This is a genomic window from Streptomyces sp. NPDC028928 (assembly GCF_055564915.1).
The window spans coordinates 28,759-54,005 of sequence record NZ_JBVHVI010000006.1 but is presented as its reverse complement, the minus strand read 5'-3'; the positions used below and the strand labels follow the sequence as shown (position 1 = coordinate 54,005).

25 protein-coding genes and 2 pseudogenes are annotated in these 25,247 nt (G+C 74.4%); 5 read left to right on the top strand and 22 right to left on the bottom strand.

All coding sequences use genetic code 11. The features are described 5' to 3' along the window. Nucleotides 1-38: 38 nt before the first annotated feature. On the bottom strand, nt 39-410 hold the full coding sequence (locus ACZ4U1_RS15985) for a four-helix bundle copper-binding protein (protein ID WP_467903626.1): 372 nt from the start codon (nt 408-410) through the stop codon (nt 39-41). A gap of 153 nt (nt 411-563) precedes the next feature. Here ACZ4U1_RS15985 and ACZ4U1_RS15980 point away from each other — a divergent pair, with 153 nt between their 5' ends. Next, on the top strand, nt 564-929 hold the full coding sequence (locus ACZ4U1_RS15980; RefSeq protein WP_467903624.1) for a DUF6479 family protein: 366 nt from the start codon (nt 564-566) through the stop codon (nt 927-929). A gap of 65 nt (nt 930-994) precedes the next feature. Here the strand turns inward: ACZ4U1_RS15980 and ACZ4U1_RS15975 are convergent, their stop codons facing one another. The 16 genes from ACZ4U1_RS15975 to ACZ4U1_RS15900 all read right to left on the bottom strand — a co-directional run bounded on the left by ACZ4U1_RS15975 (nt 995) and on the right by ACZ4U1_RS15900 (nt 17,250). Continuing rightward, nucleotides 995-1,450 carry an RpiB/LacA/LacB family sugar-phosphate isomerase gene (locus ACZ4U1_RS15975; RefSeq protein WP_467903622.1) on the bottom strand — a complete coding sequence of 152 codons (456 nt, stop codon included), beginning with the start codon at nt 1,448-1,450 and terminating at the stop codon, nt 995-997. 115 nt (nt 1,451-1,565) lie between these two features. Further along, nucleotides 1,566-1,757 carry a hypothetical protein gene (locus tag ACZ4U1_RS15970; RefSeq protein WP_467903620.1) on the bottom strand — a complete coding sequence of 64 codons (192 nt, stop codon included), beginning with the start codon at nt 1,755-1,757 and terminating at the stop codon, nt 1,566-1,568. Nucleotides 1,758-1,845: 88 nt separating this feature from the next. After that, nucleotides 1,846-3,096 (bottom strand): ANTAR domain-containing protein, encoded by a 1,251-nt coding sequence (locus tag ACZ4U1_RS15965; protein WP_467903618.1) that lies wholly within the window; start codon nt 3,094-3,096, stop codon nt 1,846-1,848. A gap of 117 nt (nt 3,097-3,213) precedes the next feature. Then, entirely contained in the window at nt 3,214-3,642 is a 429-nt protein-coding gene (locus tag ACZ4U1_RS15960; RefSeq protein WP_467903616.1) for an STAS domain-containing protein, read from the bottom strand. Nucleotides 3,643-3,770: 128 nt separating this feature from the next. Further along, entirely contained in the window at nt 3,771-4,703 is a 933-nt protein-coding gene (locus ACZ4U1_RS15955) for a glycosyltransferase family 2 protein (protein WP_467903614.1), read from the bottom strand. A gap of 166 nt (nt 4,704-4,869) precedes the next feature. Beyond that, nucleotides 4,870-5,811: a glycosyltransferase family 2 protein gene (locus ACZ4U1_RS15950; protein WP_467903612.1), complete on the bottom strand. Its 942-nt coding sequence runs from the start codon at nt 5,809-5,811 to the stop codon at nt 4,870-4,872. Further along, a complete protein-coding gene (locus ACZ4U1_RS15945; protein ID WP_467903610.1) occupies nt 5,801-6,799 on the bottom strand; it encodes a glycosyltransferase family 9 protein in 999 nt (332 codons plus the stop codon). Before ACZ4U1_RS15945 ends, ACZ4U1_RS15950 begins: the two co-directional genes overlap by 11 nt. Before the next feature lie 624 nt (nt 6,800-7,423). Continuing rightward, nucleotides 7,424-8,836 carry a PfkB family carbohydrate kinase gene (locus ACZ4U1_RS15940; RefSeq protein ID WP_467903608.1) on the bottom strand — a complete coding sequence of 471 codons (1,413 nt, stop codon included), beginning with the start codon at nt 8,834-8,836 and terminating at the stop codon, nt 7,424-7,426. Next, a complete protein-coding gene (locus tag ACZ4U1_RS15935; protein WP_467903605.1) occupies nt 8,833-9,555 on the bottom strand; it encodes a D-sedoheptulose-7-phosphate isomerase in 723 nt (240 codons plus the stop codon). Before ACZ4U1_RS15935 ends, ACZ4U1_RS15940 begins: the two co-directional genes overlap by 4 nt. After that, nucleotides 9,552-10,784, bottom strand: coding sequence for a glycosyltransferase (locus tag ACZ4U1_RS15930; protein ID WP_467903604.1), 1,233 nt, complete (start codon nt 10,782-10,784; stop codon nt 9,552-9,554). Before ACZ4U1_RS15930 ends, ACZ4U1_RS15935 begins: the two co-directional genes overlap by 4 nt. Further along, on the bottom strand, nt 10,781-11,743 hold the full coding sequence (locus tag ACZ4U1_RS15925) for a glycosyltransferase (RefSeq protein WP_467903603.1): 963 nt from the start codon (nt 11,741-11,743) through the stop codon (nt 10,781-10,783). The genes ACZ4U1_RS15930 and ACZ4U1_RS15925 overlap by 4 nt, the downstream gene beginning before the upstream one ends. After that, nucleotides 11,740-12,750, bottom strand: coding sequence for a glycosyltransferase family 9 protein (locus ACZ4U1_RS15920; protein WP_467903602.1), 1,011 nt, complete (start codon nt 12,748-12,750; stop codon nt 11,740-11,742). Before ACZ4U1_RS15920 ends, ACZ4U1_RS15925 begins: the two co-directional genes overlap by 4 nt. After that, nucleotides 12,747-13,583, bottom strand: a complete 837-nt coding sequence (locus ACZ4U1_RS15915) for a D-glycero-alpha-D-manno-heptose-1,7-bisphosphate 7-phosphatase (protein WP_467903601.1) — start codon at nt 13,581-13,583, stop codon at nt 12,747-12,749. The genes ACZ4U1_RS15920 and ACZ4U1_RS15915 overlap by 4 nt, the downstream gene beginning before the upstream one ends. Next, nucleotides 13,580-14,575, bottom strand: coding sequence for a glycosyltransferase family 2 protein (locus ACZ4U1_RS15910; RefSeq protein WP_467903599.1), 996 nt, complete (start codon nt 14,573-14,575; stop codon nt 13,580-13,582). Before ACZ4U1_RS15910 ends, ACZ4U1_RS15915 begins: the two co-directional genes overlap by 4 nt. Then, entirely contained in the window at nt 14,572-16,206 is a 1,635-nt protein-coding gene (locus ACZ4U1_RS15905; RefSeq protein ID WP_467903597.1) for a carbamoyltransferase family protein, read from the bottom strand. Before ACZ4U1_RS15905 ends, ACZ4U1_RS15910 begins: the two co-directional genes overlap by 4 nt. Nucleotides 16,207-16,245: 39 nt before the next feature. After that, entirely contained in the window at nt 16,246-17,250 is a 1,005-nt protein-coding gene (locus tag ACZ4U1_RS15900) for an NAD-dependent epimerase/dehydratase family protein (RefSeq protein WP_467903595.1), read from the bottom strand. A gap of 326 nt (nt 17,251-17,576) precedes the next feature. Here ACZ4U1_RS15900 and ACZ4U1_RS15895 point away from each other — a divergent pair, with 326 nt between their 5' ends. Both ACZ4U1_RS15895 and ACZ4U1_RS15890 read left to right on the top strand, forming a co-directional pair. Further along, nucleotides 17,577-18,470, top strand: coding sequence for a polysaccharide pyruvyl transferase family protein (locus ACZ4U1_RS15895; protein WP_467903594.1), 894 nt, complete (start codon nt 17,577-17,579; stop codon nt 18,468-18,470). 100 nt (nt 18,471-18,570) lie between these two features. After that, nucleotides 18,571-19,134 (top strand): hemerythrin domain-containing protein, encoded by a 564-nt coding sequence (locus tag ACZ4U1_RS15890; protein ID WP_467903591.1) that lies wholly within the window; start codon nt 18,571-18,573, stop codon nt 19,132-19,134. A 130-nt stretch (nt 19,135-19,264) separates the two neighbouring features. Here the strand turns inward: ACZ4U1_RS15890 and ACZ4U1_RS15885 are convergent, their stop codons facing one another. Both ACZ4U1_RS15885 and ACZ4U1_RS15880 read right to left on the bottom strand, forming a co-directional pair. After that, nucleotides 19,265-19,597 carry a DUF3040 domain-containing protein gene (locus ACZ4U1_RS15885; protein ID WP_467903590.1) on the bottom strand — a complete coding sequence of 111 codons (333 nt, stop codon included), beginning with the start codon at nt 19,595-19,597 and terminating at the stop codon, nt 19,265-19,267. Between the two features lie 188 nt (nt 19,598-19,785). Beyond that, nucleotides 19,786-21,000 (bottom strand): cytochrome P450, encoded by a 1,215-nt coding sequence (locus ACZ4U1_RS15880; protein ID WP_467903589.1) that lies wholly within the window; start codon nt 20,998-21,000, stop codon nt 19,786-19,788. A 371-nt stretch (nt 21,001-21,371) separates the two neighbouring features. Between ACZ4U1_RS15880 and ACZ4U1_RS15875 the strand changes: the two genes are divergently transcribed. Further along, nucleotides 21,372-22,094, top strand: a complete 723-nt coding sequence (locus tag ACZ4U1_RS15875) for an AfsR/SARP family transcriptional regulator (RefSeq protein ID WP_467903587.1) — start codon at nt 21,372-21,374, stop codon at nt 22,092-22,094. A gap of 318 nt (nt 22,095-22,412) precedes the next feature. After that, nucleotides 22,413-23,383, top strand: a pseudogene (locus ACZ4U1_RS15870) (tyrosine-type recombinase/integrase). Nucleotides 23,384-23,425: 42 nt separating this feature from the next. Here ACZ4U1_RS15870 and ACZ4U1_RS15865 read toward each other — a convergent pair. The 3 genes and pseudogenes from ACZ4U1_RS15865 to ACZ4U1_RS15855 form a co-directional block, all read right to left on the bottom strand. After that, the gene (locus ACZ4U1_RS15865; RefSeq protein ID WP_467903586.1) at nt 23,426-24,064 is read right to left on the bottom strand and encodes a hypothetical protein; all 639 of its coding nucleotides are present in this window, start codon (nt 24,062-24,064) and stop codon (nt 23,426-23,428) included. Between the two features lie 512 nt (nt 24,065-24,576). Continuing rightward, nucleotides 24,577-24,954: pseudogene (locus tag ACZ4U1_RS15860) on the bottom strand (DUF4158 domain-containing protein); the annotation flags it as partial. 17 nt (nt 24,955-24,971) lie between these two features. Continuing rightward, nucleotides 24,972-25,160, bottom strand: coding sequence for a hypothetical protein (locus tag ACZ4U1_RS15855; RefSeq protein WP_467903584.1), 189 nt, complete (start codon nt 25,158-25,160; stop codon nt 24,972-24,974). Nucleotides 25,161-25,247 lie beyond the last annotated feature (87 nt).

Genomic DNA, 25,247 nt, shown 5'->3' with positions numbered 1-25,247 from the left:
GGGAATGCCGGGGCCGGGGCGAATGGCGGACCAGGCCCTCACTGGAGCGTTTTCAGGAAGTCCTCACAGGCGGCGGCGCAGGCCCGGCAGCTGTCCGCGGCCGATTCGGCGCCGGGGTACTCGTCGAAGGCGCGGGCGCACTCCAGGCAGATCGACCGGCACCAGTCGACCCGGACCCGGATGGCCTCCTCGTCCTGCCGGTTCTCCTCGCACAGTACGCGGCAGGTGGCGTCGCACACCTCGGCGCACATGATGCCCAGCCGGCGCACCCGCTCCTGGCGCTCGGTGCCGTCGGGGTCGACCAGGCTCGCGCGCACGGCGCAGGCGCGGGCGCACTCCGTGCAGGCCTGCGCACAGGTGAAGCGGTCTTCCAAGAAGCGGTACAGCTGCTGCGAAGTAGGCGATGTCACATCGTGCGGGTAGCCGGGGCGGACAGCGGCAAACCACCGTGGACCGGGCGGGAGCGGCCCCGGAGCCGACTCCGGCCGACGGTCGCCGCGCGCCACCTGCCATAACCCGTAATGTCCGGGTTCGTCCGGTTCCGGGCGGGGTATTCCTGTCCTATGAATACCGCATCGATGCAGCTGGCCGCGGCGAGCGGCCTGATGAGCCTCGTTCTGTTCATCGTGGCCGTGGGCGTCCTCGCGCTGCTCGCCGGCGGCTTCTGGATGACCTCCCGCGTCAGGTACAACGAGTCGCCGCGCCCCCGCCCCGAGGAACAGCCCAAGCTGCCGCCGGACGGACCGGTGCACGAGGTGCGGCAGAACAGGGAGTCCGCGGAGGTGCCACGGATCCCCAAGGGCGACCGCCCCCTCACCCCGTACGAGCTGAGCAACATGGACTCCAGGCCGAGCGACACGACGGAGCGCCCGCGCTGGAGCAAGGGCTCCAGCGGCTCGTTCGGCGGCGGCGGACTCGGCGCCCACTGAACTCCGGCCCCACCCCCTACGGCAACCCGGCCCGCGCCGGACCGCCGCACGCCCCCGGAAGCCTTCTAGGAGGTCTCCCGGGCGGCGTCCAGGCGACCGACGCGGGCCACGTTCTGCCGGTCCTCCGGGTCCTGGCTGGGCTCGGCCGCGAACCAGGCGTCGAGGATCTCCTTCAGCACCGGTTCCGAGGTCAGCCGGAGGCTCAGCGCCAGGACGTTGGCGTCGTTCCAGCGGCGCGCGCCGTCGGCCGTTCCGGCGTCCGTGCACAGCGCCGCCCGTACGCCCGGCACCTTGTTGGCCGCGATCGACGCGCCGGTTCCGGTCCAGCAGCACACCACGGCCTGGTCCGCCGTGCCCTCGGCCACCTCCCGGGCGGCGGCCTCCGAGCAGACCGCCCACTGCGCGTCGGCCCCGGGCCGCAGCGCGCCGTGCTCCCGGACCTCGTGCCCACGCCGGCGCAGCTCCGCGACCAGGAGGCGGGCCACGGGTTCGTCCATGTCGGAGGAGACGGAGATCCGCATACCCCGGAGCGTAACCCCTGACCGGCTCCGGACGTGCCGAACGGCCCCGGAGGGGGCCGCTCGGCAGGACGCCGTACGAGGTCGGCGTCGTAGGCCGGTGTCGTACGAGGACGGGTCAGGGGTGGTCGGGCTGCTGTGCCGGAGGCACCCCGCCGCCCTCGCCCCCGCCCTTGGCGCCCTTGTCCGTGCCGTGCGGGCGGGCGCCCGCGTCCCGGCCGGTCTGGCGGGCCTTCAGCTCGCCGCTGTCCTGCGGGGTGGCGCCACCCTTGTCACTGCGCCGCTGTTCGGGCTGCTGCGGATTGGACATGCGCCGGACTCCCTTCCGGTCGTGCGTGCTCCGTGCGGGGTCCGGGTTCCCAGGGCGGCGCGGGTGACGCAGCCGCCGGCGGACCGGCTCAGGGCGCGGGGCGGGTCAGCGTCCGGTGGAGGTGTTCCAGGGCGTCCAGGAGAACGGAGCGGTGGTACCAGCTCAGCCAGGCCGAGGCCTCCGCGGCCAGCAGGGCGAACGCCTCGGCCTGCGCGGAGGTCGGCCGGTGGCCGGCGTCGGGCCAGTGCAGGGTGATCACGCCGGTGCAGGAGCCGGCGGCGGAGAGCACGGGGATGCTCCGCACCGCGTGGGTGCCGGTGGCCAGCAGGGCGCGCCGGCAGTCGTCGGAGAGCTGGGTGTCGGCGGCGACGTCGGGCACGCTCACCTGGCGGCCCCGGACGCGGGCCGCCGCGTCGGCCGTACCCTCGCCGCGCCCGCGCACGAGGTGGTCGAGGAACGTGTCCGCGCAGCCGTAGTGGGTCTCCAGCATCAGGGCGTTCACGGCCGGGTCCACGAACTGCACGTACCCGGCGGGGGCGTGACCGGCGGCCAGCGCCTCGTGCAGTACGGCGTCGATCATCTGCCGCCGGCAGCGCGGGTCCCGGCCGCCCCGGGCCAGGATCCGCAGCTGCGGCACCGGCAGGGAACGGCGGCCCGGGAACCACACGTCGCCGTCGGGGGGCCGGGCCACCACCACGGCGGAGACCAGGACCCGCAGCGGCACGTTGAACCGCTGCGAGGCGTCACGCAGCACACGGAAGGCGCTGCCGGAGTCCGGCAGGCCGTAGCGGACCATGAGCGCGCCCTGCGCCATGCCGATCACCGGCGCGGTGCGCACCCGGGCGCGCAGCGCGCGGACCTCCTTGTGCAGGTCCTCGTACGAGGGGCGCAGCGGGTCCGCCATCTGCGAGCGCCAGGCGGGCAGCTCCTCCACCCGGGAGGCGGCGCGGGCCAGCTCGCGCAGTGCCTCGTCCAGGGTGGCGTACAGCTGGACGCCGTCCAGGCGGGCCAGGTGCACCGCCTCGCGTACGCCCGGCCGGGCGCGGACGATGATCAGGTCCGGGCGTCCGGCGCGCGCCCGGGTCGTCTCGCTGAGCGTGCGGAGCACGGCGGCGCCGCCGAGCTGGACGTGCGCCATGTCGAGCACGGGGCGCAGTCCGGCGCGGTCGGCCTGTTCCAGGTGACCGCGCAGCTCCTCCGACCAGGCCTCGGCGCCGGCGGCGTCGAGGCTGCCCGACATGCGCAGCAGCAGGGCGCCTTCGGCGGGCAGTCCCTCGACCACGGAGGACTCGATGACGAGGGGTGCCGGTGCGGCCGGGCGGCCGGAAGAAGGTTTCATCGCATCACCCAGACGGGACGTCCCAAAGAACTCGATCGGCCTCTTCCCGGCCTTTGCACCACATTGCACGGTAGATCCCCGGCCATCAACCGCACGGTCCGACGCGCCGGGCGGCGGCTATCCGGGCAGCGTGGCCAGGGCGTCCAGGGCGGCCGGCAGGGAGGCGTGCAGCCGGATCCCCGGCACACCGGCCCTGGCCAGGGCCTCCCGCACATGCGGGCGGGGCTGTACGACGGGCAGGGCGCGGCCGGAGCGGGCGAGCAGCCCGGTGGCCCGGTCCAGGGAGCGCACCGCGGCGGCGCAGGCCAGGTACACCTCGCTCAGGTCCAGCAGGGGGTGCTCCCCGGCCTGGACGGCGTGGCGGAGGTGGTCGGCGAGGGCCTCGGCGAAGCGCCCGGCGTTGGCGGCGTCGACCGTGCCGCGGGCCTTCAGGACGCTGATGCCGCCGAGCCCGGCGCGGTGCTCGTGCACGGTCTGCAGCAGCAGCGGGGCCGGGCCGCCGGGACGGACGCGGGAGGGGGACGGGGACGGCTGACCGATTTCCATGGGAACGGGCTTCCTGGGCACGGGGCGGAAGGATCTCGGCCGGCCGCTGCTTGACCGGGACCTCACTGTGCCCTCGCCCGGATGCCCGATGCAACGACGCCTCAGGGCGTGTCGTGGCGCGGTCCCGGTCAGCCGACGTACCGCCGTGCGGGTGAGTCCCTGCGGGCGCGTTCCAGCGCGGCGAGCCGGCGCTCCAGCTCCGGCGGTACGGGGTCGCGCTGGCGCAGCACCCACGGCAGTCCGGCGGTGGCGTGGGCGAACGCGCGGGCGGAGGCCGCGTCCCGGGGCACGGTCCGGATCAGGTGCCCGGTGCGGCGCAGCGCCGGCAGCAGCGGGCGGCGCAGCCAGGTGAACCACAGCGTGTTGCGCAGCCCGAGGACGCGGCGGGCCGTGCTGTCGCGCAGCCGGGAGGCGTGGTGGTGGACGGTCAGCTCCTCGGCGTAGGCCAGCCACCAGCCCTGGCGCAGCAGGTCGCACGCGAGCAGTTCCTCCTCGCCGCCGAGCCACAGGCCCGGGTGGAAGCCGCCGCCGGCGCGGAAGGCCTCGGTGCGCAGCACGGTGGCGGCGGCGAGGAAGGAGCCGAGGGCGGGTCCGGGCAGCCAGTCAGGGCCGGACAGCGGCGACTCGCGCAGCTCGCGCACGACCGGGTCCTCGGTGCCCTCCGGTTCCACCAGGATCCGCGCGGTGACGGCCGCGAGCCGGGGCCGGGCGTCCAGCAGGTCGGCGGCGCGGCGCAGGCTGCCGGGCTCCCACCAGGTGTCGTCGTCGCAGAACGCGACGTAGGGCGTGCGCACCCGTTGGACGGCCAGGTTGCGGCCGATGGCGCCGAGGTTGCGGCCGGGGCGCAGCAGGGTCATCTCGGGGAAGTCCCGGGCGACCGCTTCGGCGGTGCCGTCGGTGGAGGCGTTGTCGGTGACGATCACGGGCGGGCGTTCGGGCAGCCGGCGCAGCAGGGCGAGGGTGCGCAGCAGCTCGTCGCGGCGGTTGTGGGTGATCAGGACGACGGTCGTACGGTCGTCGGGGCCGGTCCGGGCATGGCGCTCGGGGGCGGTCCTGGTCATCGCGCGGCACCTCCTCGCGGGTCGTCAGGGCACGTCCGGGTCATCGCGCGGGACCTCCCCGCGGGCGTCACGGCGCGTCCGGTCATCTCGTGGCACCTCCCCGCGGGCGTCACGGCGCGTCCGGTCATCGCGCGGCACCTCCCCGCGGGCGTCACGGCGCGTCCGGTCATCGCGCGGTGTCCCCGTCCAGGCGTCCGGCCGCGTCCTGGTCGAGCAGGCGGGCGGCGTGTTCGACGTGCGGGGGCAGGGTGCGGCGGCGGGCCAGGGCGGCCGGGAACCGGGCGACGGTCTCCCTGAGGGCACGGCGGGCGCCGGGACGGCCGGCCGCCGCGGCCAGGGCGAGGTCGGCGAAGGCACGCAGGACGACCGGCCAGGGGCGGCGCAGGCAGGTGGTGAGCACGTGGTTACGCCGGACGAGGAAGGAGCGTCCGGTGCGGCCGTGGTCCTCGGGGTGGTGGCAGGCGGCCAGGGAGGGCTCGTAGGCGACGCCCCAGCCGGCGGCGGCCAGGTCGTAGGCGAGCAGGGTCTCCTCGCCGCCGAAGAAGAGCAGCGGGTGGTAACCGCCGGCGCTCAGGAAGGCCTCCCGGCGGACCACGCAGGCGCAGCCGAGGAAGCCGAGCACCGGTCGGCCGGGCAGGTCCGGCTCGGGCGGCAGCGGGGAGGCGGCGAGCACGGCGTTGAGGGGGTCCTCGGCGGCCTGGTCCCCCACCAGAGTGCGGGCGGCGAGCAGGCCGAGCCGGGGGTGCCGGTCGAGCAGGTCGGCGGCGCGGCGCAGGCTGCCGGGCTCCCACCAGGAGTCGTCGTCGCTGAAGGCGACGTAGGGGGTGCGGGCGTGCCGGACGGCCAGGTTGCGGCCGAGGGCGCCGGTGTTGGCGGCGGGCCGCAGCAGCCGGGCGATCGCCGGGTGGCCGGCGATCGCCCGGCACGTGGTGTCGTCGCGGGAGTTGTCCACCACGATGACCGGCGGCCGCTCGGGCAGCGCGGCCAGCGCGTCCAGGGTGCGCAGCAGGCTGGCGCTGCGGTCGCGGGTGATGACGGCGACGGTGATGCGGGGGTCGCCCGGGCCGGCGGGCCGGTGGACGCGTCCGGGGGCGTGCTCAGTGGACATGCGCGACCTCCGGTCCGGGCTGCCGGTGCCGGCCGCGCGCGTCGCGCAGGAGCGTCAGACAGGCCGCGGCGACCTCGCCGGTGCGGATGCGCAGCAGGCGGGCGTCGGGAGTGCGGCCGTGCGGGTCACCGGGCGGGCCCGGCTTCCACAGGGCGACGTGGTCCCGGCTCGGGGGCGGCCCCCACAGGCGCGGGGAGACCGGCCCGAACAGGGTGACGGAGCGGGTGCCGTGGGCCACCGCGAGATGGGCGAGGCCGGTGTCGCCGCTGAGCACCAGGGACGCGCCGGCGACCAGCGCGGACAGCTCCCCGAACGGCAGGCCGCCGGTGAGCACGTCGCCCCCGGGCCGGCCGCTGCGCTCGGCGACCGAGCGGACCAGGGCGTCCTCGCCGGGGCCGCCGGTGAGGACCACCCGGTGGCCGGCGGCGCGCAGACACCGTACGACGGCGGCGAACCGCTCCCCCGGCCACCGGCGGGAGCCCGAGGCCGCGCCGGGGTGCACGACGACCGCGCCCGGGGCCGGGGACGGCGCGGTGGGCGGGGGCAGCCGCAGGTCCAGGGGGTCGGCCGGGATGCCGTAGCCGCGCAGGAAGGCGCACCAGCGGTCCCGTTCGTTGGCGTGGGCCGGCCACGGCGGGCCGTCCGGGCAGGCGTGGGCGAGCAGCCGGCGCGGGTGCAGGGCCGCCAGGGCGTCCCGGCTCTCGGGGCCGTTGCCGTGCAGGTCGATCGCCACGTCGGGGGGCGGGCCGGGCCAGTGGGAGAGGTCCGGCACCGCGCGGCCCGGTGCCTCGGCCGGGAACACGGCGTCGACCGCGCCGGCGGCCAGGGCGAGTTCGGCGAGGCCCGGCGGCTGGGCGAGGACGACCCGGTGACCGGGGAAGGCCCGGCGGACACCGCGCAGCGCGGGCACACCGGCCAGCAGGTCGCCCAGACCCAGCGCACGCAGGACCAGGACGTGTGGGGGGCTCGGGGAGCGCTCAGTGGTCACCGAGGGGGACCTCCGGTGAATGGGGGCGTGAGCTGTACGGGGGGCGGGGCGGAACGGCGGCCACCGCCCGGCTCCGGGCCACCGCCCGCTCGCCCCCGGGCGGACCAGGCGGGCACCCGACACGGTGAGCCGCTCGTGTCCGGGGCGTGCGAGCGGAGCACGCCCCTGCGCCGGAGCGGGGCACGCCGGTGACCGACGGCCGCGTCGCCGGCGTACGGACGGAGCACAACCCCACGCCGGAACCGGGAGCGCCGACAGCCGGCGGCTGTGTCCCCGGCATTCGAACGGCGCACAACCCCACGCCGGAACCGGCCGTGCCGACAGCCGGCAGCCGTGTCCGCGGCATGCGAGCGGAGCGAGGCCCTGCGGGGGAGCCGGGTGTGCGGGGAGCCGACGGCCGTGTCCGCAGCGTACGAACGGAGCACAACCCCACGCCGGAACCGGCCGTGCCGGTGACCGGCGGTCGTGTCCGCGGTGTGCGGGCGGAGCGCGGCCCTGTGCCGGAGTGGGGGCGTGTCGGTCGGTGGGTGGGCTGGGGGCGGCCGGTCGCCGCAGTCGGGGGGCCGGGGGCCGCGCGGTGTGGTGGCCGTGCGGCGGCCGGGGGCCGTGAGGAGTGTGTGGGCGTCACCTGGGTCGTCCTCCCGGGGCCAGGGCGGCTCGGCGGGCGAGGCCGGTGGTGGAGCGGCCGTCCAGGTAGGGCAGCAGCAGGACCTGGCCGCCCCAGCTCTCCACCAGGGGCTGTTCCGGCAGCCGGGTGCGGGCGTAGTCGCCGCCCTTGGCCCAGATGTGCGGGCGGAGGTCGCCGAGGATGCGTTCGGGGGTGTCCTCGTCGAACACGGCGACGGCGTCCACGCACTCCAGGGCGCGCAGCACCCGCACCCGGTCGGCGGCCGGGACGAGGGGCCGGCCGTCGCCCTTGCGGCGGCGTACCGAGTCGTCGGAGTTGACGCACACGATGAGGCAGTCGCCGGCCCGGCGGGCGGCCTGGAGCAGGGCGACGTGCCCGGCGTGCAGCAGGTCGAAGCAGCCGCCCGCGGCGACGACGGTGCCGCCCGCGGCGCGGACCCGGGCGGCGGTGCGCACGGCGTCCCCGGTGGTGTCGCCGTCGGCCGACGGTTCCGCGGCCGTCTCCCGCTCGTCCGGGACGGCGACCGCGCGGGCGCCGCCCTCGGCGACGTACCGGGTGGCGGCGTGGACGGCGGCCTGGACGGCGGCCTCGGTGAGGGCGCCGTCGGCGAGCAGGCCGGCGGCGGCAGCGGCGAACCGGTCGCCCGCGCCGCAGGGGTCGCCGGTGGCGGCGGCCGGGGTCGGCACGAGCAGCGGGGTCTCGCCGTGGGAGAGCAGGGCGCCGCGCTCACCGAGGGTCACCGCGACGGCCTGGGCCTGCCACGCCCGGACGAGGGCGCGGGCGTCCCGGGCGGCGGTGCGCAGTCCGGCCGCGTCGCCGGTCTCGGTACCGTCGAGTCGCCGGGCGAAGGCGCGGGCCTCCTGGGCCGAGGGGGTGGCCAGGCGGACGCCGGGGACGGGGGGCCGGCCGCGCACGTGCGGGTCCCAGACGACGGGGGCCGCCGTGTGCGTCAGGGCGTCCCGCAGGACGTCGGCGGTGCCACGGCCGTAGTCGGCGACGAGGACACCCCCGGCCGCCGCGATCGCGGACACCGCTTCCGGGGTGGCCTCGCGGGCGCGGCCCTCGCCGTCGTCGAGGCGGAGCAGCGGCCGGTCTCCGGCCAGGACGCGGGTCTTGCTGCTGAGGGTGCCCTCCAGCGGCACCTCGACCAGGCCGACCCGGCCGGCCAGCAGCTCCCGCAGGGTGTCGCTGGCGGTGTCGGAGCCGAGGGCGGTGACCAGGGTGACGGGGCGTCCGTCGGCGGCCGCGAGGCAGGCGGCGAGGGCGGCGCCGCCCGGGCGGGAACTGCGCCGGGTGCCGTGGACGACGGGGACGGGCGCGTCCGGGGCCAGCCGCTCGGCCCGGCCGCACAGGTCGTGGTCCAGCAGGGCGTCGCCCACGACGACCAGGGGTGTCTGCGAGGCGGTCATGCGTGTCCCTTCCGCGGGGCCACCGGCGCGCCGGGCGCGGTACGGCCGACGGTGCGGGCGCGGCCGACGAGCCGGCCCACGACACCCGGCCGGCCGTCGGCCGCGGGCTTGCCGTCGATGCCGTGGCCGGGGGACCCCCGGCCGGCGTCGCCGCGCTCGACCGCCTGGTCGAAGGCCTCGCAGAGCATGTGCACGGCGACCAGGTGCAGTTCCTGCACGGTGGCGGCCACGGGGGCGTCGACGCACAGCGCGTCGTCCGCGCCGAGCTGCAGCGGGTTGGGGGCGCGCCCGGTCAGCGCCCACACCGTCAGGCCGAGCCGGTGCGCGGTGTCGGCGGCGGTGAGCAGGTTGGCGCTGGCGCCGCTGGTGGACAGCAGCAGGAGCACGTCTCCGGGGCGGCCGTGGGCGGCGGTCTGCCGGGCGAACACCTCCTGGACGCCGTAGTCGTTGGCGATCGCGGTGGTGGAGGAGGTGTCGGCGTGCAGGGCGACCGCGGAGAACGGCGGCCGGTCGTCGCGGTAGCGGCCGACGAGTTCGGCGGTGAGGTGCTGTGCCTGGGCGGCGCTGCCGCCGTTGCCGGCGACGAGCAGCCGGGCGCCCGAACCCAGCCGCCGGGCGAGTTCGGTGCCCCAGCGTTCGATGAGCGGGCCGTGCTCGCGGAACGCCTCCAGCGCCTTGGCCAGGTCGTCGCAGTGCGTGGTGTCGGTGACGGTCTTCATCGGACGACTCCCGAGAGCGAGCGGATCGAGGACACGGCGCCGTACACCCCGGCCACACCGTCGGCCACCCGGTCCCAGGTGTAGTGGGTGAGCACCCGGGAGCGGCCGGCGGCTCCGTACCGGGCGAGCCGGTCGGGGTCGGCGAGCAGGGCGCGGACGACCGCGCCGAGGTCGTAGTCGTCGTCGGCCGGCACCAGGACGCCCGTGGTGCCGTCCACGACCGTGTCGAGCTGGCCGCCGACGGCGGTGGCGACGACCGGCGTGGCGCAGGCCATGGCCTCCAGCGGGACGATGCCGAAGGGCTCGTACAGGGGCAGCGACAGCACCAGGTCGGCGCTGGACATCAGCCGGGGCATCCGGGCGCGGCCGACCCCGCCGAGCAGGGTGACCCGGTCCAGGACGCCGTACTCGCCGGCGATGCCGTAGAGGCGTGCGGCCTCGGGGTCGCTGCCGAGCAGGTCGGCCTCGGGGCCGCCGGCGATGAGGAGTTCGGCGTCGGGGACGCCGGCCAGGGCGCGGATGGCGCGGTCGAAGCCCTTGCGGGGTACGAGCCGGCCGACGGCCAGCAGCCGCCTGCGGGCGCCGGACGGCCGGGGGCGGCCGACCGGTGTGAACTGGTCGGGGTCGACACCGCAGGGTACGACGCTGATCCGGTCCTCGGGCAGGCCCATGGCCTTCAGTTCGGCCACCTCGTCGCTGCAGGTGGCGATGATCCGGGCGCACTCGTGGCCGATGGCCTCCTCGACGGCGAGGCGCTGCGGGGGGCTGGTGTCGGCGGCGCCCTGGTAGCGCTTCTTCACCGTGCCGAGCGCGTGGTAGGTCTGCACGACGGGGATGCCCAGGTCGCGGGCGCCGGCGAGGGCGGCGAGGCCGGACATCCAGAAGTGGGCGTGCACCACGTCGGGCGGGCTCTGCTGCCACTGCCGGGCCAGGAAGTGCCCGAACTCGGTCATGTGGGGCAGGAGTTCGTCCTTGGGGACGGGTGCGGGCGGCCCGGCGGGGACGTGCACCACCTGGACGCCGTCGATGAGGGTCACCCGGTCCGGCAGGCCCGCCGAGTCCCGCCGGGTGTACACCGTGACGCGGTATCCCTTTCTGGCGAGCTGCCGGGCGACCTGCGCCACGTACACGTTCTGGCCGCCCGCGTCCGGTCCGCCGAGCGCGGCCAGCGGGCTGGCGTGCTCGGAGACCATGGCGACGCGCCCGGCCGTGTGCGGAATGCGGCTCATCGGGTGACCTCCTTGATCAGGCGCTCCCAGTCGTCCAGGAAGCGCCGCTCTCCGTAGCGGGCCTGGACCGCTGCCCGGGCGGCCGCGCCGGTGCGGCGGGCCTGCTCGGGTTCGGCGAGGAAGGTCCGTACGGCGTCCTCCAGGACGTCGAGGCGGTTCGAGACCACGCCGGCGCCGTCGGGTATCGCCTCGCGGACCTCCGTGGTGTCCAGGGCGACCACGGGCATGCCCAGGAACATGGCTTCCAGCAGGGACAGGCCGAGCGAGGTCCAGCGCACGGGGTGCAGATAGACCCGGCAGCGGGCCATCTCCCGGTGCAGTTCGTGCTGCGGCAGGTCCCGGGCGCGACAGCGTTCGGGCGGCAGACCGAGGTGTTCGGCGAGGCCCTCGGTGCGCATCCCGAAGACGTCGAGGGGCGCGGACCGGGAGAACCGGGGCAGCAGGTCGGTGCCGGTGGTACGGCCCCTTCGCACGGGCTCGTTGACCACGACGGCCGCGCGCCGCTCGGTGCCGGTCCACAGCGGGCCGGGGTCGATGATGCCGTGCTCGACGACCTCGGTCGGGGCCTGGCCGTTGTCCCACATCAGCCGGTTGAAGTGGGTGACGTGGACGAGGGGGATGGCCGACTGTCCGGCCAGCGGGTGGAGTTGCCGTTCGGGCGACTCGTCGGGGCTGTTGTGCTCGACGTACACGGCGGGCACGTCCACGCCGGGGCGGCGGCCGGTCCAGCGCAGGGCCAGGTCGAGTTCGTGCGGGCGCTGCAGCACCATCAGGTCGATGTCGGAGTCCCACAGCTGCCTGGGCGTCCGTTCCTCGGCCGACGGTGGCCAGTCCCAGGTCACGGCCCGGCCGAGGCCGTCGGGTCCGCGGTCCTCGGTGACCGGGACCAGGTAGGTGTGCGGGCCCTGCACGAAGGCGGTGAGCCAGGATCCGTGCACGTGCCAGACGAGGATGTTCATGACTGCCGCTCCTGGATGAGCTTGTGGACCGCGCGCACCACGTCCTGTCCGGTGACCTCGTCCAGGCAGGGGTGGCCGGGCACCGGGCAGGTGAGGGCCCGGGTGTCCGCGCACGGCGCCGACTGGTCGCCGAGCAGGATGACGGGGACGCCGTAGGGTGCCCAGCGCTCGGCCGGTACGACGGGAGCGAAGAGCGAGACGACCGGGGTGCCGACGGCGGCGGCGAGGTGGGCGGGGCCGGTGTTGGCGCTGATCACGACGTCGGCCATGCGCAGCACCCCGGCGAGGGTGCGGGGGGAGGTCCGGCCGCCGAGGTCCACGGCCAGGTCGCCGCTGACCTGCCGGGTGAGGTCGGTCTCGCCGGGGCCGCCGGTGACGACGACCCGGTGCCCGGCGTCGGTGAGCAGCGCGACCGCCTCGGCGCAGCGGTGCGGGCTCCAGGCGCGGGCGGGGGCGCTGGCGCCGGGGTGCAGGACGACGTAGGGGCCGTGGCCGGTGAGGCCGCTGGTGTCCGGGGGCGGCAGCACGCGCAGCCGCCCGTCGTCGCCCGGTGGCGGCGGGAAGCCCATGGCGGCGGCGGTGTCCAGCGCCGCCTCGGCCTCGTGCCGCCCCTCCAGCCGCCGGTGGCGTACGTCGAGGAGCCGGCCGGGGTGGTCGACGCTGTCGGCGCCGATCCTGCGGACCCCGGCGAGCCGGAGCAGCAGCGCGGTGGGCAACGGGCTCTGGTGGAAGGAGGTGAGGACGAGCGCGGTGTCGTAGGCTCCGGCCCGCAGCCGCCCGACCAGCGCGTCGACGTCCGCCGGAACCACCGGGGGCGGATCGAACCCCTCCCAGGGCGCCTCCCACACCAGCACCTCGTCCACCCCGGGCAGCAACCGCGCGGCCTCCGCGCCCCGGGGGCCGCACAGCACCGTGACATGGGAGGAACGGGCGGCCACGGCACGCACGGCGGGGCCGGCCAGCAGCACGTCGCCGAAACTGTCGAGCCGCACCACGAGCGATCTCATTCCCTCCACCTCCCCGTGGAACCGGTGGCACCGGGCAACGCCGACGCCGACGGGGTCCGTTCGGGGACCGTGGCTCCGCACGGAGGCCGGCGCCGTCCGTCAGGGAGCGGTGCGGCAGGGTGCGGAGACGGTCGCGCACGGTCAGGGAGCGGTGCGGCAGCGTGCGGAGACGGTCGCGCACGGTCCGGAACCGCCGCTTCCGGCACCGACGGCCGCCGCCCGCCGGCGGCTTCGGCGTCCGGTGCCGACGACCGCGTCCGGTCGGAGGCCGCCGTGTCCCGTGCCGGTGCTCGCCTGCCCGCCCGGAAGCCCGCCTCGATGAGGGCCGCGCGGACCGCGGTGAGGGGGTCGGGGGCCGATTCCGTGGCGAAGCGCTGGATCTCCTCGGGTGCGGTGGCCGCGTTGGGGACGAGGACGCCTCGGGCGCCGGCCGCGCGGGCGGCCAGTACGTCGGCGGCGATGTCGCCGATCACCAGGCACTCGGCCGGCGCTACGCCGAGCCGGGCGGCGGCCATGTGGATCAGGCCGGGGCGGGGTTTGCGGCAGGCGCAGCCGGCGTCGGGGGCGTGCGGGCAGAAGAGCCAGGCGTCCAGGCCGCCGAGCAGTTCGTCGGCGCGCTCGTTGACGCGGTGCACCTGGTCGGTGGTGAGCAGCCCGCGGCCGATGCCGGACTGGTTGCTGACGACGCCGGTGGCCAGGCCGTGGGCGCGGGCCAGCGCGACGGCCGCGGCGGCGCCCGGCAGCAGCCGGACCCGGTCGGGGTCGCCGTTGTACGGCACGTCGGCCACGAGGGTGCCGTCGCGGTCGAAGAGGACGGCGGACAGCCTGCTCACTCGGCACCTCCCAGGGGTTCGGCGTGCCGGTGGCGGACGACTCCGCGCAGCCAGTGCCGGACGGCGAGCGGCGGGATGAGCACGCTGGTGCCGAGCATCCCGGCGATCTCGCGGGCGGTGCGCGGCCCGGGCAGGATCCGGGCGAGGGCGAACTCGGCGGTGCCGAGGGTCCACAGGGCGGCGCAGGCGGTCGCGGCCCGGCGCCGTCCGGCGAGGGCGCAGCCGGCGGCGGCGAGGGCGGCGCCGGTGACCGCCAGGTGCCGGGGCAGACGGCCGCGGGGTGCCTGGGCGCGGTCCCACCAGTCGCGGCCGTGCAGCCGGTTCATCAGCGCGTCGTCGGCGTTGCCCCGCTGCACGGGCAGCGAGGCCCACCAGTGGGCCGGGCGGACCGGGTGCCGGGTGACCCGTGTCCCCCGGGTCAGTGACCAGCCGGCCCGCCGCACGCGCAGCGCGAGGTCGGCGTCCTCGCGGAAGGCGCGCGGGAAGCGTTCGTCGAAGCCGCCGGTCCGTTTGAGCGCCTCGGTGCGGTAGGCCATGTCGGCGGTGGCCCAGGCGGCGTTCTCCAGGCCCTTGGTGGTGCGTTCCCAGTCGGTGGGCCGGCGGTCCAGGGGCAGGGGGACACGCAGCTGCCCCTGGACTCCGCCGACGTCGGGCCCGGCGTCCCGCAGGTCGTGGGCGAGCCGCCGGGACCAGTCCGGCAGGACCTGGACGTCGTCGTCCAGGAACACCGTCCACGGAGTGCGGACGGTCCGCCAGCCGGCGTTGCGGGCGGCGGCCGGACCCCGGCCGCCGGTGCGCAGGGTGCGGACCCGGTCGAGCAGCTGCCCGGCCGGCTCCAGCGGCAGGTCGCCGTCGGGCGCGGGCCGGTCGTCCACGACGACCACCTCGTGCGGCGGATGGCCGTCGGCCGCGGCGAGCGCGCGCAGGCACTCGGCGAGGCAGGGGCGGCCGATCGTCGGGACGACGACGGTGTAGGCGGGCGCGTCGCTCATGCGAACGCCTTCCCACGGCGGATCGCGAACGGGCCGAGCACCAGCAGGTCCACAGGGGCCGAGCCGAAGCACTCCAGGGCGTCCCGGGGATCGTCGACCATGGGCCGCCCGGCGGTGTTGAGGCTGGTGTTGACCACCACCGGCAGCCCGGTGCGCCGTTCGAAACCCTCGATCATCCGGGCCACCAGGGGCTCCCGGTCACGGTCCACGGTCTGGATGCGGGCCGTGCCGTCGACGTGTACGACGGCCGGGATGCGGGCCTTCCAGTCGGCGGCCACGTCGTGCACGAACAGCATGTGCGGGCTGGGCAGCGGCCCGTCGAAGATCTCGGCCGCGCGCTCGGCGAGCACCATGGGCGCCACCGGCCGGAACTCCTCGCGGCCCTTGACGGCGTTGAGCCGTTCCAGGTTCTCCGCCTTGCCGGGGTGGGCGAGCAGCGAACGGTGCCCGAGCGCTCGGGGCCCGTACTCGCTGCGGCCCTGGAACCAGGCCACGATCCCGTCGGCGGCCAGCGCCTCCGCGGCGGTCTCGGCGATGTCGGCGGGCTCCTCGTACGGTACGGCCGCCCGCTCCAGCCACGCCCGCAGCTCGGAGTCGCTCCAGCCGCGGCCGAGAGCGGCCGTCGGCATCGGCTCCAGGGTGTCCTTCTGCCCGGCCACGTGTGCGGCCGCGCCGAGGGCCGTACCGGCGTCTCCGGCGGCGGGCTGCACCCACACGTGCGTGAAGCCGCTCTCGCGCCACAGCCGGGTGTTGGCCACACAGTTCAGGGCGACACCGCCGGCCATGGTGAGCGCGTCCTCGCCGGTCGCCTCGTGCAGCCGGCGGGCGAGGGCGAGCATCGTCTCCTCCAGGCACAGCTGGGCGCTGGCGGCGAGGTCGGCGTGGTCCCGGCTGAAGGCGCCGCCGGCCGGGCGGGGCGGGACGAGGTCGGCCCAGGGCACCGGGCGGGCCCGGAAACCGCCCTCGTCGTCGGCGTGGACGTACTCCCGCAGCCGGCCGGCGAAGCGCGGGGTGCCGTAGGAGGCGAGTGCCATCACCTTGAACTCGTCGCTGCTGCGCAGGAATCCCAGGTGGTGGGTGAGGTCCTCGTAGAACAGACCGAGGGAGTCCGGCAGCCGCTGGGTGCCGAGGACGGTCAGTTCGCGGTTGGTGCAGCGGCCGGCCAGGTGGGAGCCGCACTCGCCGCGGCCGTCCAGGACGAGGACGGCGCAGTCCGGGTACGGCGAGACGGGCCCGGCGGAGGCGGCGTGCGCCACGTGGTGCGGGACGAACCTCACCTTCGCGGGGTCGAGTCCGGGCAGCGCCTCGGCGAGGAAGTCCGGCGCCTGCCGGGCGTACTCCTGGCGCAGGTGGTCCCAGGGGTCGTGCAGGCCCATCTCCTCGGCGGGGCGGGCGAGCGCGGGGTCGTAGGAGTAGGCGACGGCGTCCAGGTCGGACGGGGTGAGGCCGGCCTGCGTCAGACACCAGCGGGCGGACTGCTCGGGCAGCTCCCAGGCGGAGAACGGAACGGGCCGTTTGCCGTGCTTGCGGCGGGAGAAACGCTCCTCCTCCGCCGCCGCCACGATCCGGCCGTCGGTGATCAGGGCGGCGGCGGGGTCGTGGAAGAGTGCGTTGATTCCGAGGACGTGCATGCGCTGTCTCCAGGGCCGGGGGAAGGGCGAGGGGGCGGGTCAGGACCGAGGGGGTTCCTCCGCGGACGGGGCCGGTTCCGGGGGCAGGGCGGCGAAGTAGGCGATCGTCTGCTTCAGGCCCTCCTCCCACGGCACCTGCGGCGACCAGCCGAGCAGCTCGCGCGCGAGGGTGGTGTCGGGGCGGCGGCGGCCGGGGTCGTCGACGGGCCGGTCGATGAACGCGATCGGGGACCGGGACCCGGTCAGGGCGACGATCCGGCGGGCCAGGTCCGCCATGGTGATCTCGTCGCTGCCGCCGATGTTCACCGGCCGTACGGACCTGCTCTCGGCCACCCGCAGGATGCCGTCGACGGTGTCGTCCACGTAGCACAGCGAGCGGGTCTGGCTGCCGTCGCCGGTCACCGTGAGCGGCTCGCCGGCGAGCGCCTGGCAGATGAAGGTGGGCACCGCGCGGCCGTCGTGGGCCCGCATCCGGGGGCCGTAGGTGTTGAACAGCCGCACTATGCCGGCGTTCGTGCCGTGGGTGCCGGCGTGGGCGGTCACCAGGGCCTCGGCGAACCGCTTGGACTCGTCGTACACGCTGCGCGGCCCGACCGGGTTCACGTTGCCCCAGTAGCCCTCGTGCTGCGGGTGCACCAGCGGATCGCCGTACACCTCCGAGGTGGAGGCGAGCAGCAGGCGGGCGCCGTCGCGCTCGGTGATGGCCAGGGCGTTGCGGGTGCCGAGGCTGCCCACGTCCAGGGTCTCCAGGGGCATCCGCAGGTAGTCGGCGGGCGAGGCCGGGCAGGCGAAGTGCAGGACCAGGTCGTACGGGCCCGGCAGCCGTTCGGCGCACTCGGGTGCGGAGACGTCGCAGTGGACGTAGCGGAAACCGGGCCGGTCCTGGAGGTGGGCGATGTTCTCGCGGCGTCCGCAGACCAGGTTGTCGGCGCAGTCGACTTCGACGCCTGAATCCAGCAGCCGCTCGCACAGGTGGGAGCCGAGGAAGCCGGCGCCGCCGGTCACGAGGGCGCGCCGCCAGGAGAACGGTGTGTCACCAGTCATGGGGCTGTTCCTTCGTCGTCCTTCGTCCACGTCGTCCGCGTCCGTCCGCGGCCCCGAACGCCTTTCTCCGCAGGTCGGAGGCGGTGTGCGGGTATTCGGCGCGTGTCGCGTCGCCGGGCCCGACGTCGTCGGCCCGTGGGAGAGGGAGAGGACAGGGCTCGGGTCCCCGCTGATCCGGAGGACCGCCCTGGGTCTGCCGCCGCTGGCTGGACGGCACTGGCAGCCGAGTTCCCCTGCCAGTTGGTTTCATACGTTGGATCCTTATTGTCCGGAATCAGGGGTACTCGCGCGACTCCTGCGCCCCGATTACCACGGTGGAGAGGCTCATGCACGACGAGGTCGCGGACACCGTGCTGCGTGCGCTGCGCGGGTCCGGCCGGCCCCCGCAGCGGTTACTGCTCACCGGCTGGTTCAGCTTCCGGGACGGGGAGGCGACGGCCGGGGACCTGCTCGCGCAGGCCCACATGTCGGCCGCGCTGACCAGGGCCGGCATCCGGCACGACACGGCGTGGAGCCCCGGTTTCCGGCCCGGCGAGCTGTCCCTGGAGACGGCCGAACCGCGGGCGTACGACACGCTGCTCTTCGTGTGCGGTCCGGTGCACGGGCCCCAAGTGGCCGCGCTGCATGACAGGTTCAGGTTCTGCAGACGACTCGCGGCCGGGGTCTCGGTGGTCGACGCGGCGGACCCCGCGGCCACCGGCTTCCACACGATCGTCGCCCGCGACGGCACCGGCGCCCCGGCCCGGCGGGATCTGGCGGCGGGTGCGCCGGCGGGACCGCTGCCGCCGGTGGCCGGGGTGGTGCTCGCGCACGGCCAGGGCGAGTACGGGGAGCGCCGGCGCCATACGGAGGTGAGCGAGCGGATCACCGGCTGGCTGGCCGGCAAGGACTGTGTGCGCGTGCCGGCCGACACCCGGCTGGCCACCGACGACTGGCGGCTGTGCGCCACCGCCGAGCAGTTCCTCGCCCTGGTCGCCCGCTTCGACCTGGTCGTCACCACCCGGCTGCACGGCCTGGTGCTGGCGCTGCGCACCGGCACCCCGGTGATCGCCGTCGACCCGGTCGCGGGCGGCGCCAAGGTCAGCGCGCAGGCCCGCGCCCTGGACTGGCCGGCGTTGGTGGCGGCGGACGCGCTGACTCTGCGGAGCCTGGACCACTGGTGGGAGTGGGCGCTGTCGGAGGCGGGCCGGACGGCCGCCGCCTGCCACTCGATGGGCTGACGGACGCGGCCGGCCGTGTAGCGCGCCGCGCCCGGGGCACTCGGCGCGGCGACGGCCGGCCGTCCACGGGCCGCCGCGCTTCACGCAGGAGGTAACGACCATGGGTCACGGCGGAAACGTCATCCAGGAGCTGACCACCGACCATCGCGAGGTCGAGGAGATCTTCGGCCGCATCGAGGCGCTGCCGTCCGGCTCCGCGGAACGCAAGACCCTCTGCGACCAGGCCACGATGGAGCTGGTCCGGCACTCGGTCGCGGAGGAGGCCTACCTGTACCCGGCGGTGCGGCAGCATCTGACGGGCGGGGACGCCTTGGCCGACAAGGAGATCGAGGACCACTCCAAGGCCGAACAGATCATGAAGGACCTGGAGGACTGCCAGGCGGACGATCCGCGCTTCGACTCGCTCATGGCGCAGCTGATGAGCGAGATCCGGTCCCATGTCGCGGACGAGGAGCAGAACCTCTTCCCGCAGATGGAGGCGGCCTGCCCTCCGGACGCGTTGATGGACCTCGGCGACAAGGTCCGCCGGGCGAAGAAGATGGCCCCCACCCGTCCGCACCCGTCGGCACCGGACACTCCCCCGGCCAACAAGCTGCTGGCGCCGGGAGCCGGTCTGGTGGACCGGATGCGCGACATGCTGTCGGGGCGGGGCAAGGAGAGCTGAGGGGTGCTGCCCCCGGGGGCCGGGCGCGTGCCCGGCCCCCGTTCGTTCACTGCTGGGTGCTGGCGTTCACTGCTGGGTGCTGGCGTTCATTGCTGGACGCTGTGTGACTGCTGGGCCGGCCGGGCGGGGTTCAGAGCCACGGCGTGGCCCGGGAGCCGGGTCGGGTGCGGGACGCGCGGCACAGCAGCCGGAAGGCCTGGAGGAGGGTCAGCGGCCACAGCAGCACGAAGCACCACAGCAGCGCGGGGTCCGACGTACGAATGCCCATGACGGCCACGAACACCGACGCGACCGTCAGCAGCAGCACCGCCACCGGCAGCCACACCTCCCGGCGTGTGCGGCGCATCCGGCGGGCGAACCGCCGGTCCTTGCGGAGGCCGGCCTCGATCCGCAGCAGGACGAGCTGCTCGCGCGGCGACAGCCGTACCTCGTCGGGCTTCTCCCAGGTCTCCCAGTCGTCCACGGCAACGGCACCTCCTCCGCCATGTCGGCGGTCCGAAGGGTTCCCGGCCACCGAGTTCCCCGGCCGGCCCGGCCGAAGCGGACCGTAGGGGCCGGGGCCGGGCGGCGGGGCCGGGCGCCGGGCTCGTCGCCCGGTGACAGTCGCGCCTCGGTCCCGCCGTGTGCGACCGGCAGGGCCGAGGCGCGGGCTCACCAGGCCACGGGCAGCGCGGTCGGGCCGTACACGGCCATCTGGCCGCGGAACTCCAGCTGATCGACCGGGGTGGCCAGGCGCAGGCCGGGGAACCGGCGCAGCAGCGCGGAGAGCGTGGTCTGCATCTCGATGCGGGCCAGCGGCTGGCCCACGCACTGGTGGACACCGAAGCCGAACGCGATGTGGCGGTGCGCGTCGCGGGTGACGTCCAGCCGGTCGGGGTCGAGGAAGGCCCGCCCGTCGCGGTTGGCCGCCACCAGGGAGATCAGCACGCCCTGCCCGGACTTGATCTCCGTGTCGCCCAGGGTCAGGTCCTCCCGGGCGATCCGGGGCAGGCCGGTCTCCAGGATGGTCTGGTGGCGCAGCAGTTCCTCGACGGCGCCCGGGATCAGTTCAGGTTCCTGCCGCAACCGGTCCCACTGGTCCCGGTGTTCCATCAGCGCCAGCAGGGCGAGGTCGGTGCTGTGCGCGGTGGTCTCATGGCCGCCGAACATCAGGATGAGCGCCGTCCCGACCACGTCCTGGCGGGACATCCCCGCGCTGTCCGCCTGGACGACGAGCCGGCTGAGCAGGTCGTCCTCGGGCCGCTCGGCCTTACGGGTGATCAGCTCCTGGAGGTAGGTGAGCAGTTCCACGCGTGCGGCGCGGACCTGGTCGGGGCGGGCCGTCTGGTTGGACATCATGGAGCTGCGGCTCTGGAAGAACTCCGCGTCCGCGTAGGGGATGCCCAGGAGCCGGCAGACGACCAGCGAGGCCAGCGGCCGGGTCAGCGCGCCGGAGAGGTCGGCGGGCGGGCCGGAGTCCTCGACCCGGTCGAGCATCGCGGCGACGTCGGACTCGATCGTGGCGCGCAGGGCTTCCATGCGCTTGATGGTGAACTCGGGCGTCAGCAGCCGCCGGTAGACGGTGTGGTCGGGCGGATCCATGCGCGGGAAGGTGGGCGGGGTGTCGCGGATCTCGGTCTGCGCGGCCGACAGGAAGGGAAAGCCGGGCCTGCGGGAGTCGACACTCAGCCGCTGGTCGCGCAGCGCCTGACGGGCCTCGGCCAGGCCCGTGACGAGCCAGGCCGAGCTTCCGTCGTACAGCGTCACCCGGTTGACGGGGGCGCGGTGACTGAGCCGGCCCAGGGCGGGCGGCGGCTCCAGGGGACGGCCGAGGGGGCGGGGGGAGGGATAGGCCGGAGGGGCTTCAGCCATGGTGTCGGTGCTCATGGTGCTGGTGTCTCCAGGGGGTGTGGGCGATATGGGGGGTGCCCAGAGCGTCGCCCGGGCGGCGTCGTCGCCGTCGCGGACGCGCGGCGGGCTTTACAGTCCTGCCGCGTTTGTTGATCAAACGCAGCATCATCCCCCCTGCTAAAACGACGGTTAAGCCAGTTTCGGAACGCCCCGATCCGGTCGGGTGTAGGCAGTTTTGACGATGTGCCGCGCGTGGCCGCCGGAAAAGAGTGGCGCCTGCACGTGTGATCCCGGATCACCGGGCGGAACGGCTCAGCCGAGAGACGGAGGTGTCCATGCGCTTTGAGGTGCTCGGCCCACTGCAGGTCACAGGATCGAGAGGGCCCCACTCCCCCACGGCTCCGAAAGTGCAGGTACTGCTCACCGCACTGCTGATCAACGCGGACAGACTGGTCTCGAAGGAGCAGCTGACCGTGGAACTCTGGGGTGACATGCCGCCACGGCGTGCCACCGCCTCGGTGCACGTGTACGTGTCCCAGTTACGGAAGTTCCTCGCGGGCGTGCTCGGCCCCGGCCGGGGGGAACAGGCCCTGGGCGACTGCGAACTGGTCACCCGTGCGCCCGGCTATCTGCTCCGGCTCGGGAGGGGAACGCTGGATCTGCACGACTTCCAGGAAGCCGCCCGGCAGGGCCGCAGAGAGCTGCGCGACGGCCGGCCCGAGGCCGCGGTCGCGTCGTTCGAGACCGCGCTGTCCCTGTGCCGGGGGCCGTTGATCGAGGGGCTGGGCGAGGGCCCTGCGGTGTCCGCCATGGCGACCTGGATCGAGCAGGAACGTCTGGAGTGCCTGGAGCTGATGGTCGAGGCGTGCATCGCGGTCGGCCGGCACCGGGAGATGGTCAACCTGCTGACCTCGCTGATCTCCAGGCACCCGCTGCGGGAGACCTTCTACCGGCAGCTGATGCTGGTGCTCTACCGGTCGGAGCGGCGTGCCGAGGCGCTGCAGGTGTACCGCTCGGCGCGGGCGGTGCTCCGCGCCGACCTGGGGCTGGAGCCCTCGCAGCCGCTGCGCGATCTGCACCAGGCGATCCTCGCCTCGGACCGGGCTCTGGACGTGCCGACGGGGGTGTGACGGGAGAGCGCCCCCGTGCCCGGTCCCCCGGGCACGCCACAGAGCCGCCGCTCAGGGCGGCCCGGGCACCGGACCACGAGGTCCGCAGCCCGGGTCACCCGACCGGGACCCGGGGGTTGAGGAACATCGGAACGAAAACTGGCGCTAAGCCCTCGTCGGCCGTGGTGGGCGGCTGACGGAGCGTCGGCCGACCGGACCCGTCTGAAGTCATCCCACAGATAACGCCCTATTATCTGCGGCGTAGCTGATCGCGACCTGCGGCGACGTTCTCCGGGCCGTGCGTGAAGCGACCCTGTTATCTGTGGCAAGGGGGAAGCGGTGCCCGCCGTCGTACGACTGCCCGCCGGGAAGGCGTTGACCGTCCGCGCGGCGGCCGACGTGTTCCTCGACTCGCTCGACAACCCGAACACTCTCCGGTCGTACGGCGTCGGGGTCGGCAAGACCGCGGAACGTCTCGGGGAGGCCCGACCGCTTGCCACCGTGGCGGACGACGAAGTCGGCGGCGCTCTCGAACAGATGTGGGGTGAGGCGGCGATCAACACGTGGAACGCGCGCCGGGCGGCGGTGCTGTCGTGGCTGGGCTGGTGTGCCGAGCGCGGGTACGACGGCCCGGCGGTGCCGGCCTGGGTGAAGCGGATGCCCCCGCCGGACTCGCAGACCCCGGCCCGCTCGAAGATGGCCATCGACCGATTGATCGGCCGTCGCGACGTCCATCTGCGAGAGAAGACGCTGTGGCGGATGCTGTACGAGACGGTCGCTCGGTCGGAGGAGATCCTCGGCGTCAACATCGAGGAGCTGGACCTGGCCGGGCGCCGGTGAAGGCGAAGGGCGCCCAGCCGCGAACGCGGCGCCGGGGCGCCCCGCGCGAGGAGTTCGTGCTGGAGAGCGTGTACTGGGACGCTGGAACCGCGCGCCTGTTGCCCCGGCTGATCAAGGGCCGTACGCGCGGCCCGGCGTTCGTCACCCACCGCCGACCGGGGCCGGGGAAGGTCGTCAGCCCGCGCGACGTCTGCCCGGACACGGGTCTCGTACGACTGTCGTACGGGCAGGCCCGCGCCCTGCTCGACACCCACACGGCCATCGGCGGGGTACCGGGTACGGGCTGGGACCTGCACGAGTACCGGCATTCCGGCCTTACCCATCTTGGCGAGGCCGGGGCCAGCTTGCCGATGCTCATGGCCAAGTCCCGGCACAAGAAGCCGGAGATCCTACGGCGCTACTTCCACCCCTCGGCCGAGGCGATCGCCGAGGTCACCAGCTTGCTCGCTCCCTGCGGCAGCAGGCGCTGAAGCGTGCCCGTCGGCGGCCTGCCAAAGGCCCTATCAGGGGAATCAGTGGCCCATTGAGGTGAGCTTGTCTCGCAGCGTCTTCAATTCCTTCGAGACGGTGACATCAGGGATGCTCATGAGGCGGTCCACCAGCGCGGCGTTCTCGTCCAAGCAGGTGGGGATGCTGATGTTCTTGATGACCCACGTGTCGCCGTCGGGGTAGAACTCAGCATCGCCTCCTGTGTCGACCACAGCGACGGGGCCGACAGTGGTCTTGGTTCCGTCGTGCTCAAAGACGATATCTACCACTCCGTACCACGGGTTCTCCCATCCGTGGTTCTTTGGCCCCATGGTGAGGGTCAGGCGATCAAGCTTGTTGTCTTCGACCGTGAAGCTGATGTCCTTCGACTGCTCATAAGGCGTCGTCGGCAGCTTGTCGGGCAGGGGGAAGTCGTAATTCATGGAGATCGCCAGTTCGCCTCCGATCTGATGGCATCCCGGCAGGACTCCGGCCTCACGAACACGCAACGTAGCTTTGGTGATCAGAGACGGACCAGGGGCTCGGTTCTCAAACGTGACGTCCAGATGCGGGCCCCGCAGATCCGTGAGGGCCTCTTGCCCCTCCTTGCCGTCGATGCCCTCCTTGATGTAAGCGGCGATTCTCGCGACCTTGAGATTGGGCTGGCGTGCTGCTTCTGACACGCCCGTGCTTGCTTGCACATCCCCGCTCTTCGCCTGCGACTGCCCTGACTCGGAGGAGTCGTTGCCGTAATAGATCGCAAGAACGATGCCTACGACGGTGGCGACCAGGGTCAGCAGGCCGATGAGGTTGGGCTTGTGCCTCCATCTCGATTCCGGATCGCTGTCAGGTGCAGACGGCGTGCCGGTCGTCGAAGGCTCAGCCGGCGCCGCTGCCGAGGCCGAAGGAGTGGTCGACGAACCAGCTGGTGTTGGTGCCGCCCCCGGCGGCGTAGTGGGGGGATTCGCAGGAGGCTGTGGAGCCGGTGTAGGTCCCCCCGTTGCGCCCTGCGAGCCTGGTGCGGCAGCAGGGGGTAACTGATCGCCCGCTCCGTTGGCCGCAGGGCTTCCGTTCGCATTCCCGCTGGTGGTGCCTGAAGAGTTCGGCATACGTATCCCCCTAGCACGTGGTCCAAGTCCCGGTGTGGAGAGGAAGGTTATCGAGGATCTCGTGTGCCAGTCGAAGGCCCCCGAGACCGCTGCTCCGCTTCCACCTCGGCGAACTCCGTGTACTCCAGGACCTCGCGCAGCTCCCACACGTGCTCGAACCGGGTCTTCTCCCGCTCGCCGTACGCCTTCAGCACCGAGGCGTCCGCGATACCGAGCTGTTCCGCGAGGTAGTCGGCGACCTCCGCCGGGATGTCCGTCGGGTCGTCCAGGAACACCCCCAGATAGCGCACGGTCGTCAGCTGGGCCGCGAAGCCAAGGCGGTTGTGGGACCGCCACTTGGACTCGATCAGCGCCCGGTCCGCGTCGTCCAGGAAGAAGAACCGCTCCAACTCGGCGCGCGCCGACGCCCCGTCGTACGCCGCGTACTTCGCGGCCTGCTCATCCGTCAGAAACTCGACCGGCACTCCGTACCTCCAGACAGTCAGTGATCAACACGACTGCCGAAGGCTCCGTCTTCGCCGAAGCCCAGGTCAAAGCGCTCCCGGACGCGCGAAGCGCTTAGCGCCAGTTTTCGTTCCGATGTTCCAAGCGCCGCCAATTGCATCTGATGCGAACTCGCGACGGTTCGCGAATCGGCTTGGCCAGCGGCGCCGACCAGCGTGCTGACCATGGAAGTTCGCCCTGCCTGCTGGTGGCGACCGTAGTGACGGACGTGAGCGCGACGCCAGCTGGTGTCACTCGTCCGGCTGACTGACCT

Coding starts and splice junctions, on each gene's coding strand:
- ACZ4U1_RS15980 (WP_467903624.1), top strand. CDS start 564: ATGAATACCGCATCGATGCAGCTGGCCGCGGCGAGCGGCCTGATGAGC.
- ACZ4U1_RS15975 (WP_467903622.1), bottom strand. CDS start 1,450: ATGCGGATCTCCGTCTCCTCCGACATGGACGAACCCGTGGCCCGCCTC.
- ACZ4U1_RS15970 (WP_467903620.1), bottom strand. CDS start 1,757: ATGTCCAATCCGCAGCAGCCCGAACAGCGGCGCAGTGACAAGGGTGGC.
- ACZ4U1_RS15965 (WP_467903618.1), bottom strand. CDS start 3,096: ATGAAACCTTCTTCCGGCCGCCCGGCCGCACCGGCACCCCTCGTCATC.
- ACZ4U1_RS15960 (WP_467903616.1), bottom strand. CDS start 3,642: ATGGAAATCGGTCAGCCGTCCCCGTCCCCCTCCCGCGTCCGTCCCGGC.
- ACZ4U1_RS15955 (WP_467903614.1), bottom strand. CDS start 4,703: ATGACCAGGACCGCCCCCGAGCGCCATGCCCGGACCGGCCCCGACGAC.
- ACZ4U1_RS15950 (WP_467903612.1), bottom strand. CDS start 5,811: ATGTCCACTGAGCACGCCCCCGGACGCGTCCACCGGCCCGCCGGCCCG.
- ACZ4U1_RS15940 (WP_467903608.1), bottom strand. CDS start 8,836: ATGACCGCCTCGCAGACACCCCTGGTCGTCGTGGGCGACGCCCTGCTG.
- ACZ4U1_RS15935 (WP_467903605.1), bottom strand. CDS start 9,555: ATGAAGACCGTCACCGACACCACGCACTGCGACGACCTGGCCAAGGCG.
- ACZ4U1_RS15930 (WP_467903604.1), bottom strand. CDS start 10,784: ATGAGCCGCATTCCGCACACGGCCGGGCGCGTCGCCATGGTCTCCGAG.
- ACZ4U1_RS15925 (WP_467903603.1), bottom strand. CDS start 11,743: ATGAACATCCTCGTCTGGCACGTGCACGGATCCTGGCTCACCGCCTTC.
- ACZ4U1_RS15920 (WP_467903602.1), bottom strand. CDS start 12,750: ATGAGATCGCTCGTGGTGCGGCTCGACAGTTTCGGCGACGTGCTGCTG.
- ACZ4U1_RS15910 (WP_467903599.1), bottom strand. CDS start 14,575: ATGAGCGACGCGCCCGCCTACACCGTCGTCGTCCCGACGATCGGCCGC.
- ACZ4U1_RS15905 (WP_467903597.1), bottom strand. CDS start 16,206: ATGCACGTCCTCGGAATCAACGCACTCTTCCACGACCCCGCCGCCGCC.
- ACZ4U1_RS15900 (WP_467903595.1), bottom strand. CDS start 17,250: ATGACTGGTGACACACCGTTCTCCTGGCGGCGCGCCCTCGTGACCGGC.
- ACZ4U1_RS15895 (WP_467903594.1), top strand. CDS start 17,577: ATGCACGACGAGGTCGCGGACACCGTGCTGCGTGCGCTGCGCGGGTCC.
- ACZ4U1_RS15890 (WP_467903591.1), top strand. CDS start 18,571: ATGGGTCACGGCGGAAACGTCATCCAGGAGCTGACCACCGACCATCGC.
- ACZ4U1_RS15880 (WP_467903589.1), bottom strand. CDS start 21,000: ATGAGCACCGACACCATGGCTGAAGCCCCTCCGGCCTATCCCTCCCCC.
- ACZ4U1_RS15855 (WP_467903584.1), bottom strand. CDS start 25,160: ATGGTCAGCACGCTGGTCGGCGCCGCTGGCCAAGCCGATTCGCGAACC.